Source organism: Streptomyces sp. NPDC107521 (assembly GCF_055598485.1).
On sequence record NZ_JBVKAT010000001.1, the window covers coordinates 718,137 to 732,139 of the forward strand.

Below are 14,003 nucleotides of genomic sequence, written 5' to 3' on the forward strand. Positions count from 1 at the left end.
CCGCTACGGGGGCACACATCGGGGGACAACTCAGTGGGGCATGGAGTGCCGGAACTCGTACTGGAATGCAATGGACGGACCTGGACGCTCGACCCGTCCCGGTCATACGTACTCGGACGCGATCCGCAGGGGGAGGTCGTCTTCGACGACGCCAGGGTCTCCTGGCGGCACGCCACGATCAGCTTCAACGGCCGCGGCTGGGTCATCGAGGACCACGGCAGCACCAACGGCACGTTCGCGCAGGGGCGGCGCGTGCAGGGGCTGGAGCTGGCCGACGGCACGGTCGTCCACCTGGGCAACGCCACCGACGGTCCGCGCCTGGCCCTGAGCGGGGCCCAGGCCGCCGTCGGCGCCCCGCACGCCTCGCAGCAGCCCTACGCCCCGCAGGGCGCGCACGCCGGCTGGGCCCCCCAGGCCCCGGCGCAGGAGCCGCCGCACGCCGCGCCGCACCAGCAGCCCGGCTGGCAGCAGCCGCAGCAGCCGTACCAGGGCGGGCAGCCCGCGCAGCACGCGGCCGCGCCGTACGGCGACGGGCAGCACGGGGCCGCGCAGCACGGAGCCGCGCCCGTCCCCCAGCAGCAGATGCCCGGGGCGGGTCCCGGACAGCAGGTGCCCGGCGGCGCGGCGGGGGCGCCACCGGTGCACGGCGACCGCAGCCCGACCTCGTTCCACCAGTTCTCGCTCGACCGCGTCATGCGCATCGGCCGCGCCCTGGAGAACGACCTGGTCGTCTCCGACCTCCAGGTCTCCCGCAACCACGCGGAGTTCCACGCGACGCCCGACGGCCGCCTGGAGATCCGCGACCTCGGCTCGCACAACGGCACGTACGTCAACGGCCAGCCGATACCCAAGGGCGGCTCGCAGCAGCTCGGCCCGACCGACGTCATCGGCGTCGGCCACTCGACGTTCCGGATCGTCGGGGACCGGCTGGAGGAGTTCGTCGACACCGGTGAGGTGTCCTTCTCCGCCCGCCACCTCACCGTCACCGTCGACGGCGGCAAGCAGATCCTGCGGGACGTCTCCTTCGGCGCCCCCGAGAAGTCGCTGATCGCGGTCATCGGTCCGTCCGGTTCCGGCAAGTCGACGCTGCTGAAGGCGCTCACCGGCTACCGGCCCGCCGACCGGGGCGAGGTCCTCTACGACAACCGGAACCTGTACAAGCAGTTCGCCGAGCTGCGCCAGCGCATCGGTCTGGTCCCGCAGGACGACATCCTGCACAAGGAGCTGACCGTCAAGAAGGCCCTGAAGTACGCGGCCAAGCTGCGCTTCCCGGCCGACACCACCGGTGCCGAGCGCGACGCCCGGATCGACGAGGTGCTCCGCGAGCTGAAGCTCGACATCCACAAGGACAAGAAGGTCACCTCCCTCTCCGGCGGCCAGCGCAAGCGCGTGTCCGTCGCCCTGGAGCTGCTGACCAAGCCGTCGCTGATCTTCCTGGACGAGCCGACCTCCGGTCTCGACCCGGGCATGGACCGCGATGTGATGCAACTGCTGCGCGGCCTCGCGGACGACGGCCGCACCGTCCTCGTGGTCACCCACTCGGTGGCCGAGCTGGCGATCTGCGACAAGCTGCTGGTGATGGCGCCGGGCGGCTCGGTGGCCTACTTCGGCCCGCCCGAGGAGGCGCTGAACTTCTTCGGCTACGAGACCTGGGCCGACGTCTTCTCCGCCTTCGAGAACTACCGCGACTACGACTGGGCGGGCCGCTGGAAGGGTTCGCAGCACTACCAGATGTACGCCGCGGACCTCGACGCCGTCGCGCCGCAGTCCGTGCAGGTCCCGCCGATGCAGGCGATGCGCCCGCCGAAGACGCAGGGCTGGCTGTCGCAGTTCGCCACGCTGGTCCGCCGCTACTGCTCGGTGATCGTCTCCGACAAGGGCTTCCTCGCCCTGATGGTGATCCTGCCGGCGGTGCTCGGCGCGGTGAGCCTGCTCATCAACTCCGACAAGGGCCTGCTGCCCAACCCGGTGCACCCGAGCGGCCGGATCGCCCCGAACGGCACCGCCACCACGGTGCTGCTGATCCTCGCGGTCGGAGCCTGCTTCGCGGGTGCCGCCAACTCGGTCCGCGAGCTGATCAAGGAACGGGTGATCTACGAGCGGGAGCGGGCGACCGGGCTGTCCCGGTCCGCGTACCTGATGTCCAAGGTGTTCGTGCTCGGCATGATCACCGTCTTCCAGGGCCTGCTGGTCGGTGTGATCGGCTTCTCCAGCCGGGAGATCCCCGAGAGGGGACTGGTGCTCGGCGGGTTCACCCTGCTGGAGCTGTCCCTGCCGATCATGGCGCTGGGCTTCACCTCGATGATGTTCGGCCTGATCATCTCCTCGCTGGTGAAGACCGCCGAGAAGACCATGCCGCTGCTGGTGATGTTCGCGATCATCCAGGTGGTGTTCACGGGCTGCCTCTTCGCCCTGAACGGCACGGTCGGCGTCAACCAGGTCTCGTACCTGATGCCGTCCCGCTGGGCGGTCGCGGCGGCCGGTGCCACGCTGGACTTCAACCGGATCAGCCCGCCCGAGAGCGGTGCCGACACCGACCCGCTGTGGGAGCACACCGTCGGCGCCTGGACCCTGGACATGCTGGCCCTGATCGCCCTCGGCGCGATCTGCGGCTTCTTCGTGGCCCGCTTCCTGCGCCGCCACGAGCCCGAGGTCATGCGCAAGTAACCGGGTCCGGCCCGTCGGCCGCCCGTCCGCTCCGGCACGTCCGAAGGGCGGCACCCCCCGGTCGGGGAGGTGCCGCCCTTCGGCGTCCGGCGGACGTGTCCGCGTCGAGAGGTCCGCGCCGACCTCAGTACGCGCTGTCGACGTTGTCCATGGTGCCGTAGCGGTCGGCCGCGTAGTTGCAGGCGGCGGCGATGTTGGCGACCGGGTCGTAGATGTTCCAGGACGTGCCGGGCACGTGGTAGGCCTTGAACGTCGGCGGGATCACCTGGAGCAGGCCCTTGGAGGGGATGCCGTTGATGGCGTTGATGTCCCACTTGTTGATGGCCGTCGGGTTGCCCGAGGACTCCCGGATGATGTTGCGGTGGATGCCGCTGTAGCTACCGGGTATGTCGTGCTTGTCCATGATGTCCATGGCCTCGCGGATCCAGCCGTCGAGGTTGTTGGTGTAGGACTTCGCGGCCCGGGGGCGCTCGGCGGACCGGGTGGCCTTCTTCGCCTCGCGCTTCGAGACGGCCTCGGAGGCGGCCTGCTTCTTCGCGGCGGCCTTCTCGGCGGCCGGGGTGTCGCCGGCGGCGGGCTGCTGGGTGCCCACGCCCTGCTGCGCCTCGATCGCGGCGACCTTCTGGCCGGCGCCGGCGAGCTGGTCGGTGATCGACGCCTGGACGCTCTTCACCGGAGCGGAGCTGCTGTACTCCACCTTGGCCGCCGGAGCGGCCTCGGCCGTGGTCGTCGTCTGACCGCTGGCGGGGAACGCGGCGAGGGTGACGGCGGTGATGCCGAGCGTGCCGACGCCGGCGAACGCGAGCCGGTGGGTGCGGTTCAGGGAGCGGAGATAAGCACGGCTGAGGATGTTCTTCGACATGGCGGGATGACCTCTCGGTTGGCGCGGAGGTCGCTCTCGTCCGGCGGGGACAGGGTGCTTCCGGCACAAACGCCGCGGTGGATGAACCCACGGCACTGAGCGACGAGAGCCATTCTTAGCGAGCGCAAAATCCGATGGCAAAGGTGTGACGTACGATCCCGGGTAGTGGATCAGGGTCGGGCGAAACTGGACGAAATGGACCATCTGCCCCGATCAAAATGGGCGAGTCGTCCTCCTATCCCGCTTCGTACGTGACCTGCACCCTATGCGCGGGCTCACACGCACCCCCCTCCCATCTCACGCAATGTTGCTGGAGCAATGCATTGGGTGAGGAGGTTTCCGGGGTGCCGCCCGGCAGCCCCCGGCGCGCTCCCGGCGGCGTCACCTCCTTCCCGCGCGGGCCCGTACGCGCACGCGCGGGAAGAGGAGGAGAAGCGGCGGGAGGGAGAGGGCGGGAAGAGGACGTGAGGGGAGAGAAGGGGAGAGAGGAGAAGCCGGAGAGAAGGGGGAAGGGAGGAGGGGAGAGGAGAGGGAGGAGGGGAGGGGGAGGGGGAGAGGAGAGAGCAGACGGGGACGCGCGGGCCGGGGCGGACGCAAGCCGCGCCCGCGGGAGACCGTCCGCCCCGGGAGACCCCGTCCCGGAAGACCCCGCCCCGGGGCCTGCCCGCTCCGGGGCCTGCCCGCTCCGGGGCCTGCCCGCTCCGGGACCTCGCCCCCGCACCCCGTCCGTCCCGGAGGCCCGTCCGCCCAGGGAGACCCGCCCCGGACCCGTCCGTCCCGGGAGGCCGCGGGACCGGGAAGGCCCCGCCCTCCGTCCCCCGGCCTAGGTCCCGGGCCCCGGCCGGGGGGCGTCGGAGGTCCGATCCCGCCGCCGGCACCCGCCGGTACCGTGGGGGCATGAGCCACCGCCCCCGGTCCGGCCTCGCCGCGGTGAGTTCCGCGCTGCTGGCCATGAGCAGGCACCTGGAGGTGAGCGACGTCCTCAAGACGATCGTCGCCTCCGCCCGCGAACTGCTCGACGCCCAGTACGCGGCCCTCGGTGTCCCCGACGACCACGGCGGCTTCGCCCAGTTCGTCGTCGACGGGGTCAGCGAGGAGCAGTGGAAGGCCATCGGCCCCCTGCCCCGCCAGCACGGCATCCTCGCGGCGATGCTCCGCGAGGCCAGGCCCGAGCGCCTCGCCGACGTCCGCGAGGACCCCCGCTTCGAGGGCTGGCCCGCCGCCCACCCCGATCTGGTCGACTTCCTCGGCCTGCCCATCCGCGACGGCGACGAGGTCATCGGCGCGCTCTTCCTCGCCAACAAGAACTGCCCCAAGCCGGACGGCGGCTGCGGCTTCACCGCCGACGACGAGGAACTCCTCGGCATCCTCGCCCAGCACGCCGCCATCGCCCTGACCAACGCCCGGCTCTACGAGCGCAGCCGCGAGCTGACCATCGCCGAGGAGCGCTCCCGCCTCGCCCACGAGCTGCACGACGCGGTCAGCCAGAAGCTGTTCTCCCTGCGCCTGACCGCCCAGGCCGCCGCCACCCTGGTCGACCGCGACCCGGACCGCGCCAAGGGCGAGCTGCAGCAGGTCGCCGCCCTCGCCGCGGAGGCCGCCGACGAGCTGCGCGCCGCCGTCGTCGAGCTGCGCCCCGCCGCCCTGGACGAGGACGGCCTCCTCGCCACCCTGCGCACCCAGGTCCAGGTCCTCGACCGCGCCCACAGCGCCCGGGTGACCTTCGACTCCCAGGGGATCAGGGCCCTGCCCGCCGCCCAGGAGGAGGCCGTCCTGCGGGTCGCCCAGGAGGCGCTGCACAACGCCCTGCGCCACTCCGGGGCCGGCCTGGTCGAGGTGACCCTGGGGCGGCGCGGTGCCGGGGCCGTCCTGCGGGTCGGCGACGACGGCGGCGGCTTCGACCCCCGGGCGGTCCGCCGCGCCGGGCGCCACCTGGGCCTGGTCTCCATGCGGGACCGGGCGGCGGGGGTCGGGGGCACCCTGTCCGTGGACTCGGAGCCCGGCAGGGGCACCACGATCGAGATGGAGGTTCCCGGTGGCTGACACCATCAAGGTGCTGCTCGTCGACGACCACCAGGTGGTCCGCCGGGGGCTGCGCACCTTCCTCGAGGTGCAGGACGACATCGAGGTGGTCGGTGAGGCCGCCGACGGCGCCGAGGGCGTCGAGCGCGCCGGGGAACTCGGCCCCGACGTGATCCTCATGGACATCCGGATGCCCGGCATGGACGGCGTGGACGCCCTGCGCAGGCTCCGCGAGCTGGACCACCCCGCGCGGGTGCTGATCGTCACCAGCTTCACCGAGCTGCGCACCGTCGTCCCGGCCCTGCGGGCGGGCGCGGCCGGATACGTCTACAAGGACGTCGACCCCGACGCGCTCGCCGCCGCCATCCGCTCCGTCCACGCCGGACACGTACTGCTCCAGCCCGAGGTGGCCGGGGCCCTGCTCTCCCAGGACACCGGCGGGACGGGCCAGGGCCGGGCGGGGGCGCTCACGGAGCGCGAGCGCGAGGTGCTCGGGCTGATAGCGGACGGCCGCTCCAACCGGGAGATCGCCCGCGCGCTGGTGCTGTCCGAGAAGACGGTGAAGACCCATGTCTCGAACATCCTGATGAAGCTCGACCTGGCGGACCGCACCCAGGCCGCCCTGTGGGCCGTGCGGCACGGGGTGGCCGGCTGACCGTGTACGCCCCGGCCGGCCGGGGGGTTCCCGTGCGGTCTGAGATTCATACCGTCGTGGGAATGTCCCCCGGACGGCGTATCCCCCGTGGGGGTCCGGCGTTCTCCAGGGCGGACCGCGGTGATCGCCGCGGCAGTCACCCAGGGAGGGCTCACTCGTGAAGAACCTGAAGAAGGCAGCGGCCGTGACGATGGTGGCCGGCGGGCTGCTCGCGGCCGGCACCGGCATGGCCTCCGCTACCACGGGCGGCGCCGCCGCCGACGGGGTGGCCGTCGCCTCCCCGGGCGTCGTCTCCGGCAACCTGGTCCAGGCGCCGGTGCACGTCCCGGTCAACGTGGTCGGCAACAGCGTCAACGTGATCGGCGTGCTCAACCCGGCCTTCGGCAACCTGGGTCTCAACGGCTGACCCACGGTCCGTCCCGGCCGCCGGGGCCCCTCCCCGGGGGAGGGGCCCCGGCCGCGCCGGCCCCCACCGGCCGCCGCGCCCTTCACGCCCGCGCGCACCCCGGCCCGCGCACCGCCGACCACCGACCGCGCGGGCCGCGCCGTCACCCCCGCCCCGCACCACCGCCCGCGTGCGCCGGGCCCGTCGGCCCGCCGCCCCGCACCACCGCCCGCCCCGGCGTCACCGCCCCCCGTACCCCTCCACCACGGAGTTGTACGCCGCGACCTGCGCCCGCCGGGCCGTCCGCTCCACCGGCCGCAGCGTCGCGCCCCGGGCCGCCATCTCCGACGCGCTCACCGCGCCGCCGTGCCCGGTCCCGTACGCCGCCGCCACCAGCGCGCCCACCCGCCGCGCCAGCTCCAGCACCCGCACCGCCCGCTGCGGATACCCCGGCGCCAGCACCTCGCCGTCCGCCTCGGTCCGCGCCCGGTACGCGGCCACCGCCGCCTCGGACACCGGCCCCGATCCCGCCACGTCCAGCCGCGTCAGCGTCTCCGTCGCCTCCCGCAGCGCCTCCGCCAGCTCCCGCTCGGCCTCCCCGAGCGAGGGCACGTCGGCCGGCGGCGCCTCCCGCACCGGCAGGCAGTGCCACACGACCTCCACCCGCACATCGCCCGCCGGACCCACCCCGGACACCTCCGGCACCAGCCCCAGCGCCGCGCCCCGGCACACCACGGCCTCCTCCGCCTCCAGCGCCCGCGCGTTGAACTCCGGCGGACCGCTCAGCCCCAGCGGATGCCCCGGCACCGGCAGCGCCACCCGCAGCCCGTCCACCCCGAGCGCCCGCAGCCGCCCCAGCGCCAGCGTCAGCCCCACCGGGCCCGGTTCACCCGGCACCCCCGCCACCCGGTGCACCGTGTCGTCACCGACCACCGCGAGCACCGCGTCGTCCGGCGAGACAAGTCCGGCAAGAAGGGCATTTCCCCAGGCGGCGAGGCGCCCTGCGCGAGGTTCCGAAAGCATCCCCCCACCCTAAGGACAGGACCGAGGGAACGGCCCGCCCGGCCGGTGGCGTAGATTTCTAGAGGGCTGCGCCCACCGGCGCCGCCGCCCGAGCCACAGGCGTACGCGACGGCCGAGACCGGCCACACTGCTGCAAGGGGAGACACTGCGCTCATGAGCGATGTTCTGGATCTTCAGGACGTATCCGTGGTCCGCGAGGGCCGGGCTCTGGTCGACCAGGTCTCCTGGTCGGTCAAGGAGGGCGAGCGCTGGGTCATCCTCGGCCCCAACGGAGCGGGCAAGACCACGCTCCTCAACGTCGCGTCGAGCTACGTCCATCCCAGCAGGGGCACCGCCACCATCCTCGGCGAGACCCTCGGCACCCCGGGCACCGACGTCTTCGAGCTGCGCCCGCGCATCGGCATGGCCGGCGTCGCCATGGCCGACAAGCTGCCCAAGCGCCAGACCGTCCTGCAGACGGTGCTCACCGCCGCCTACGGGATGACCGCGGGCTGGCAGGAGGAGTACGAGGACGTCGACGAGCAGCGCGCCCGCGCCTTCCTCGACCGCCTGGGCATGACGGACTACCTCGAACGCCGCTTCGGCACCCTCTCCGAGGGCGAGCGCAAGCGCACCCTGATCGCCCGCGCCCTGATGACCGACCCCGAGCTGCTGCTCCTGGACGAGCCCGCCGCCGGTCTCGACCTCGGCGGCCGGGAGGACCTGGTGCGCCGCCTCGGCCGCCTCGCCCGCGATCCCATCGCGCCCTCCATGATCATGGTCACCCACCACGTCGAGGAGATCGCGCCCGGCTTCACCCACGTCCTGATGATCCGTCAGGGCAAGGTCCTCGCCGCCGGCCCCCTGGAACTCGAACTGACCTCCCGCAACCTCTCCCTCTGCTTCGGCCTGCCCCTCGTGGTCGAGCAGGTCGGCGACCGCTGGACCGCCCAGGGGCTCCCCCTGTCCTGAGCCGCCCCCCGTGCGCCCTGTCCCCGGCAGGGCCGCGCACCTACCATGACCGTGTGAACGACATCGACGCGTGGGTGTGGTGGCTCGTTGCCGCGGCGGCGCTGGGGATCCCCCTGGTCGTGACCGCGATGCCTGAGTTCGGGATGTTCGCCGTTGGCGCGGTCGCCGCCGCCATCGCCTCGGGGGCGGGCGGCGGCCTCGTCGTCCAGGTCCTCGTCTTCGTCCTCGTCTCGGTCGCGCTCATCGCGGTCGTGCGCCCCGTCGCGGCCCGGCACCGCTCCCAACGGCCCCAGTTCGCCAGCGGGGTGGACGCCCTCAAGGGCAGACAGGCCGTCGTGCTCGAACGCGTCGACGGCTCCGGCGGGCGCGTCAAGCTCGCCGGCGAGGTCTGGTCGGCCCGCGCCCTCGACACCGCCCGCTCCTACGAACCGGGCCAGGAGGTGGACGTCGTCGACATCGAGGGCGCGACCGCGATCGTGATGTGAGCCCGCCCGGCCCGAGTGGCCCGAACTCCCCCCGGGCCGGACGCCGTTCTGTCAGACTCGACCAGCAAGATCTTCAACAGCCGTAGAATCAGCAGTCATCGCAGCACGCGCGGCCGGTCCCACGGCCACCGCCGTGCGTCACGAGGTTCTGCCCGAGCGCCGAGGCGGAGAAGGGTACGGGGAACAGATGGGCCCGATCATCATCGTCCTGATCATCCTGGTGGTGTTGGTCTTCATCGCCCTGATCAAGACGATCCAGGTCATTCCACAGGCGAGCGCCGCCATCGTGGAGCGCTTCGGACGCTACACACGGACACTGAACGCGGGCCTCAACATCGTCGTCCCGTTCATCGACACCATCCGCAACCGCATCGACCTGCGCGAGCAGGTCGTGCCCTTCCCGCCGCAGCCGGTGATCACCCAGGACAACCTGGTCGTCAACATCGACACCGTCATCTACTACCAGGTGACCGACGCGCGGGCCGCCACCTACGAGGTCGCCAGCTACATCCAGGCGATCGAGCAGCTCACCGTCACCACGCTGCGCAACATCATCGGCGGCATGGACCTGGAGCGGACCCTGACCTCCCGCGAGGAGATCAACGCGGCCCTGCGCGGCGTCCTCGACGAGGCCACCGGCAAGTGGGGCATCCGCGTCAACCGCGTCGAACTGAAGGCCATCGAGCCGCCCACCTCCATCCAGGACTCGATGGAGAAGCAGATGCGCGCCGACCGCGACAAGCGCGCCGCGATCCTCCAGGCCGAGGGCGTCCGGCAGTCCGAGATCCTGCGCGCCGAGGGCGAGAAGCAGTCCCAGATCCTGCGCGCCGAGGGCGAGGCCAAGGCCGCCGCCCTGCGCGCCGAGGGCGAGGCCCAGGCCATCCGCACGGTCTTCGAGTCCATCCACGCCGGCGACCCGGACCAGAAGCTGCTCTCCTACCAGTACCTCCAGATGCTCCCGAAGATCGCCGAGGGCGACGCCAACAAGCTCTGGATCGTCCCCAGCGAGATCGGCGACGCCCTGAAGGGCCTCTCCGGGGCCTTCGGCAACCTCGGCTCCCTGGGCGGCGCCCCGAGCCCCGCGCCGGGCGCCGGCGTCCCCTCCCAGGACCGCCGCGAGAAGCCCTCGATCGACTGACGGCCCCGCCGGACAGCGGGACGCCCCCGTGCCCTCAGGGGCGCGGGGGCGTCGTCCCTCACGGCAGGCGGTGTCCACGGCCTCCGGTGGATCCCCGGGGCGCGCTCAGGCCGCGCTCAGCAGCAGCCAGTCCGGCAGCGCCTCCAGGTCCTCCCTGGCCAGGGTGAGCAGCATCGCGTCGGCGGGCGTCGGCTCGAAGGGCTGCCGCAGCAACGGCATGCCCGCCTGCTCCGGCGTCCGGTTCGCCTTGCGGTGGTTGTCCTCCGCGCACGAGGCCACGGTGTTGAGCCAGGTGTCCTGCCCGCCGTGGGACCTCGGCACCACGTGGTCCACCGTCGTCGCCCGCCTCCCGCAGTACGCGCACCGGTGCCGGTCCCTGACCAGCACCCCCCTCCTCGACCACGGAGCGCGTCTTCGGAAGGGCACCCGCACGTACTGGCAGAGCCTGATCACCCGGGGCGCCGGTATGTCGAGCGCGGCTCCCCGCATCCGCAGCGAGGGGTGGGCCTGTTCGACGACGGCCTTGTCCTGGAGCACCAGAACGACGGCTCGGTTCAGCGTCACCGTCGACAACGGCTCGAAGCTCGCGTTCAGCACCAGCGTGTCCCGCATACCAGCCCACCTCTCGTGCGCACCGGCCCACCCCCTGGCGGGCTGGGTCAACTCTGGCCGGGCACGCCGAGATGGACAACGCAATATCTGCTGCTCCGGGGAGGGCACTCCCTCCCGGACCCCCGGCAACAAAAATGCCCACCCCTGATCCATTCCAGAACCAGGGGCGGGCAAACGTTGTGTGAACGCCGGGAACACTCAGTTCCCGGCCGGCACCTCGTACTCACCGATGAGCTGGGCCCGCCCGATCGCGTGGAAGCGCAGGTGGAACCCGACCACGGCGGGCGTCGCGTCGGCGTCCGGGCCGAGCTTCTCCCCGTCCACCGCGTACACCGTGAACACGTAGCGGTGCGGACCGTCCCCGGGCGGCGGAGCGGCGCCGCCGAACTCCCGGTCGCCGTAGTCGTTGCGCACCTGGACGGCGCCCTCGGGCAGCCCGGCGAACGAGCCGCTGCCCGCGCCCGCCGGCAGCTCGGTCACCGAGGCCGGGATGTCGAGGACGACCCAGTGCCAGAATCCGCTGCCGGTCGGGGCGTCCGGGTCGTAGCAGGTCACGGCGAAGCTCCCGGTGCCGGAGGGGAAGCCCTCCCACCGCAGGTGCGGCGAGGTGTTGCCGCCCGACTGCACCTGGGCGTCCTTCAGCACCCCCTCGCGGACGTCGTCGCTGGTGACCGTGAACGACGGCACGGGCGGGTGGAAGTCGTGGGGGAGCGGACGCCGCTTCGGCTCGGACACCTCGGTACCTCCTGATCAAGGGTGCGGAGAGGACCGAGCCTAGGCCCTTTCCCCCGGCCCGCGCCGCCGTGCGGGCCCGCGCGCGGCGCGCCCCGCAGCGGCCCGGCCCGGGTTCGACCGGTGCCCGGCCCGGAGGCGCGGCCCCGGGTGCGGCTGGGGCCTCTCGTCTGGATCAGGCCGGGCTCGCGGGCCCTGGCGCCGCACCTCGCCGCGTTGTCGTCGGTCGCCGGGGCTCCGCCCCGACTCCCTCCTCCGCCTCGCGGTGCACGGCGCCGGAGCCCGCTCCCTGATCCAGCCCGATCCGAACGAAAGAGCCCAGTGACCTGAGTCAGAGATTCGTCGGCAGATCGCGGCCATCAGCCGGATGCCGTGCGGTCGGCAGGTCCGGCCCGGCCTGCTGGCATCCGGCCTCCGGCACGCCGGGCAGCTCGCGAGAACTACCCGAATTTCTCTGACTCGGGTCACTAGAACCAGTTGCGCTTGCCGCCGACCTCCGACAGCCACTGGTGGAGGTAGGCGGCCCAGTCCGTCCCCCGGTAGTCGTCGAGCCCGACCTGGAAGGACCGGAAGGTGTCGCTGCCCTCGCTGAACAGCCCCGGCTTCTTGTCCATCTCCAGGACGACGTCCATCGCGCGGTCGTCGGCCACGAAGCTCAGCTCCACCTGGTTCAGCGCCCGGTACTGCTGCGGCGGGAAGAACTCGATCTCCTGGTAGAAGGGGAGCCGCTGGCGGGTGTTGCGGATGTGGCCGCGCTCCATGTCCGCGCTCCTGAAGCGGAAGCCGAGCTGGATGAACGCGTCCAGGATCGTCTTCTGCGCCGGGAGCGGGTGGACGTTGACGGGGTCCAGGTCCCCGGAGTCCACGGCGCGGGCGATCTCCAGCTCCGTGGTCACGCCGATGTGCATGCCGCGCAGGGCCTGCCCGTCGATCATCGTGACCGGCGTCTCCCAGGGGATCTCCAGCCCGAAAGGCACCGTGTGCGCCGCCCCGGCCCGCAGCTCGAAGGCACCGCCGAGCCGCACCTTGGTGAACTCGATGTCCTGCTTGTACTCGTTGTCGCCGCTCTCCACCTCGACCTTGGCCTGGAGCCCCACCGACAGCCCCTCGATCCGCTGGTCGACGGAGCCGCCCTGGATCCTGACCTCGCCCTGGACGACCCCGCCGGGCACGACGTTGTCCTCGCTCAGCACGGTCTCCACCGAGGCCCCGCCGGCCCCCAGGCTCGCGAGCAGCTTCTTGAACCCCATGTCTCTCCCTCTCCGGCTCTGCCACTGACCCCTCGGGTCACACCACGGGAAACGCCACCGGGCCGTGGCCGGTTCCACCTCCCGCCCCCCTGGCGGGCGGTGTCCGAGGATCATCCCCCGTCCCGCGCACGTGCGTTACGCTCGGACGACATGATCGCGCCCGACCGTACGCCCCTGCCCAGGACCTTCTTCGACCGCCCCGTCCTCGACGTGGCCCCCGATCTCCTGGGACGCGTCCTCGTCCGGAGCACCCCCGACGGCCCGATCGCCCTGCGCCTGACCGAGGTCGAGGCCTACGACGGCCCCAACGACCCCGGCTCCCACGCCTACCGGGGCCGCACCCCGCGCAACGACGTGATGTTCGGACCGCCGGGGCACGTGTACGTCTACTTCACCTACGGCATGTGGTTCTGCATGAACCTGGTCTGCGGTCCCGAGGACACGGCGAGCGGGGTCCTGCTGCGCGGCGGTGAGATCGTCGAGGGCGCCGGACTCGCCCGGGGCCGGCGCCTCTCGGCCCGCAACGACAGGGAGCTGGCCAGGGGCCCCGCCCGGCTGGCCACCGCCCTGGGCGTGGACCGCGAGCTCAACGGGGCGGACGCCTGCCCGGTCGGCGGGACGGCCCCGTTCCGCATGCTGACCGGCACCCCGGTGCCGCGCGAGCGGGTGCTCAGCGGCCCCCGCACCGGGGTCTCCGGCGAGGGCGGCGTCCACCCCTGGCGCTTCTGGATCGCGGACGACCCGACGGTGAGCCCGTACCGGGCCCACGCGCCGAAGCGGCGCCGGAGTTGACTCGGCCCGGGCGGATGCGTAGTGTGTCCCGAGCCGCTTGACCCAGTACGGCATGTGCCGGAAGGCCGGAGCGGCAACCCACTACGACGATCACCCCGTGCGGGGTGGATTCAGGTGTGCCTGCATGCCCGAATTCCCACTCGCCCGACTCGATTATGAGTCACCAGGGAAATCGGCTAACGTAGTGAATGTCGAAAGGCCAGCACGGCGAAAGCCGGTCGGCCTCGGCAATTCCCGCCGACAGGGAATCGGATCGGAAAACGATCTGATAGAGTCGGAAACGCAAGACCGAAGGGAAAGCGCCCGGAGGAAAGCCTGAGAGAGAATCTCGGGTGAGTACGAAGGAAGCGTCCGTTCCTTGAGAACTCAACAGCGTGCCAAAAGTCAACGCCAGATATGTTGATACCCCGACCCGATCGGATCTCCGAC

The 14,003-nt window shown here is 72.3% G+C and carries 13 protein-coding genes; 8 read left to right on the forward strand and 5 right to left on the reverse strand.

Annotated elements, in window-relative coordinates; genetic code table 11:
- The first annotated feature begins 45 nt into the window (after positions 1-45).
- The gene (locus tag ACZ7LB_RS03045; RefSeq protein ID WP_471465079.1) at positions 46-2,667 is read left to right on the forward strand and encodes an ABC transporter ATP-binding protein/permease; all 2,622 of its coding nucleotides are present in this window, start codon (positions 46-48) and stop codon (positions 2,665-2,667) included.
- A gap of 124 nt (positions 2,668-2,791) precedes the next feature.
- Here ACZ7LB_RS03045 and ACZ7LB_RS03050 read toward each other — a convergent pair whose 3' ends face one another.
- The gene (locus ACZ7LB_RS03050; protein ID WP_471465080.1) at positions 2,792-3,529 is read right to left on the reverse strand and encodes a transglycosylase SLT domain-containing protein; all 738 of its coding nucleotides are present in this window, start codon (positions 3,527-3,529) and stop codon (positions 2,792-2,794) included.
- A gap of 897 nt (positions 3,530-4,426) precedes the next feature.
- On the opposite strand from ACZ7LB_RS03050, the gene ACZ7LB_RS03055 reads away from it, so the two are divergent.
- From ACZ7LB_RS03055 to chpE, 3 genes are all read left to right on the forward strand, one after another.
- Positions 4,427-5,572 carry a GAF domain-containing sensor histidine kinase gene (locus tag ACZ7LB_RS03055; RefSeq protein WP_471465081.1) on the forward strand — a complete coding sequence of 382 codons (1,146 nt, stop codon included), beginning with the start codon at positions 4,427-4,429 and terminating at the stop codon, positions 5,570-5,572.
- A complete protein-coding gene (locus ACZ7LB_RS03060) occupies positions 5,565-6,206 on the forward strand; it encodes a response regulator (RefSeq protein WP_471465082.1) in 642 nt (213 codons plus the stop codon). Before ACZ7LB_RS03055 ends, ACZ7LB_RS03060 begins: the two co-directional genes overlap by 8 nt.
- A 157-nt stretch (positions 6,207-6,363) precedes the next feature.
- The gene (gene chpE / locus ACZ7LB_RS03065; RefSeq protein WP_471465083.1) at positions 6,364-6,612 is read left to right on the forward strand and encodes a chaplin ChpE; all 249 of its coding nucleotides are present in this window, start codon (positions 6,364-6,366) and stop codon (positions 6,610-6,612) included.
- A gap of 219 nt (positions 6,613-6,831) precedes the next feature.
- Here the strand turns inward: chpE and ACZ7LB_RS03070 are convergent, their stop codons facing one another.
- A complete protein-coding gene (locus tag ACZ7LB_RS03070) occupies positions 6,832-7,614 on the reverse strand; it encodes a hypothetical protein (RefSeq protein WP_471465084.1) in 783 nt (260 codons plus the stop codon).
- A 153-nt stretch (positions 7,615-7,767) separates the two neighbouring features.
- Between ACZ7LB_RS03070 and ACZ7LB_RS03075 the strand changes: the two genes are divergently transcribed.
- The 3 genes from ACZ7LB_RS03075 (at position 7,768) to ACZ7LB_RS03085 (ending at position 10,188) form a co-directional block, all read left to right on the forward strand.
- On the forward strand, positions 7,768-8,565 hold the full coding sequence (locus tag ACZ7LB_RS03075) for an ABC transporter ATP-binding protein (RefSeq protein WP_471465085.1): 798 nt from the start codon (positions 7,768-7,770) through the stop codon (positions 8,563-8,565).
- A 53-nt stretch (positions 8,566-8,618) separates the two neighbouring features.
- Positions 8,619-9,050, forward strand: coding sequence for an NfeD family protein (locus ACZ7LB_RS03080; protein WP_161225368.1), 432 nt, complete (start codon positions 8,619-8,621; stop codon positions 9,048-9,050).
- Between the two features lie 187 nt (positions 9,051-9,237).
- On the forward strand, positions 9,238-10,188 hold the full coding sequence (locus ACZ7LB_RS03085; protein WP_471465086.1) for an SPFH domain-containing protein: 951 nt from the start codon (positions 9,238-9,240) through the stop codon (positions 10,186-10,188).
- Positions 10,189-10,293: 105 nt separating this feature from the next.
- On the opposite strand, the gene ACZ7LB_RS03090 is transcribed toward ACZ7LB_RS03085, so the two are convergent.
- From ACZ7LB_RS03090 to ACZ7LB_RS03100, 3 genes are all read right to left on the reverse strand, one after another.
- Positions 10,294-10,800, reverse strand: coding sequence for an HNH endonuclease (locus ACZ7LB_RS03090; protein WP_471465087.1), 507 nt, complete (start codon positions 10,798-10,800; stop codon positions 10,294-10,296).
- A 198-nt stretch (positions 10,801-10,998) separates the two neighbouring features.
- Positions 10,999-11,535 (reverse strand): YbhB/YbcL family Raf kinase inhibitor-like protein, encoded by a 537-nt coding sequence (locus tag ACZ7LB_RS03095; protein WP_471465088.1) that lies wholly within the window; start codon positions 11,533-11,535, stop codon positions 10,999-11,001.
- A gap of 464 nt (positions 11,536-11,999) precedes the next feature.
- Complete coding sequence (locus ACZ7LB_RS03100) at positions 12,000-12,782, reverse strand: sporulation protein (protein WP_471465089.1); 783 nt, start codon at positions 12,780-12,782, stop codon at positions 12,000-12,002.
- Positions 12,783-12,932: 150 nt separating this feature from the next.
- On the opposite strand from ACZ7LB_RS03100, the gene ACZ7LB_RS03105 reads away from it, so the two are divergent.
- Entirely contained in the window at positions 12,933-13,574 is a 642-nt protein-coding gene (locus ACZ7LB_RS03105; protein WP_471465090.1) for a DNA-3-methyladenine glycosylase, read from the forward strand.
- Positions 13,575-14,003: the final 429 nt, after the last annotated feature.

Excerpts from the sequence above, each read along its gene's own strand:
- ACZ7LB_RS03050 (WP_471465080.1), bottom strand. The coding sequence starts at position 3,529 with ATGTCGAAGAACATCCTCAGCCGTGCTTATCTCCGCTCCCTGAACCGC.
- ACZ7LB_RS03055 (WP_471465081.1), top strand. The coding sequence starts at position 4,427 with ATGAGCCACCGCCCCCGGTCCGGCCTCGCCGCGGTGAGTTCCGCGCTG.
- ACZ7LB_RS03070 (WP_471465084.1), bottom strand. The coding sequence starts at position 7,614 with ATGCTTTCGGAACCTCGCGCAGGGCGCCTCGCCGCCTGGGGAAATGCC.
- ACZ7LB_RS03075 (WP_471465085.1), top strand. The coding sequence starts at position 7,768 with ATGAGCGATGTTCTGGATCTTCAGGACGTATCCGTGGTCCGCGAGGGC.
- ACZ7LB_RS03085 (WP_471465086.1), top strand. The coding sequence starts at position 9,238 with ATGGGCCCGATCATCATCGTCCTGATCATCCTGGTGGTGTTGGTCTTC.
- ACZ7LB_RS03090 (WP_471465087.1), bottom strand. The coding sequence starts at position 10,800 with ATGCGGGACACGCTGGTGCTGAACGCGAGCTTCGAGCCGTTGTCGACG.
- ACZ7LB_RS03100 (WP_471465089.1), bottom strand. The coding sequence starts at position 12,782 with ATGGGGTTCAAGAAGCTGCTCGCGAGCCTGGGGGCCGGCGGGGCCTCG.
- ACZ7LB_RS03105 (WP_471465090.1), top strand. The coding sequence starts at position 12,933 with ATGATCGCGCCCGACCGTACGCCCCTGCCCAGGACCTTCTTCGACCGC.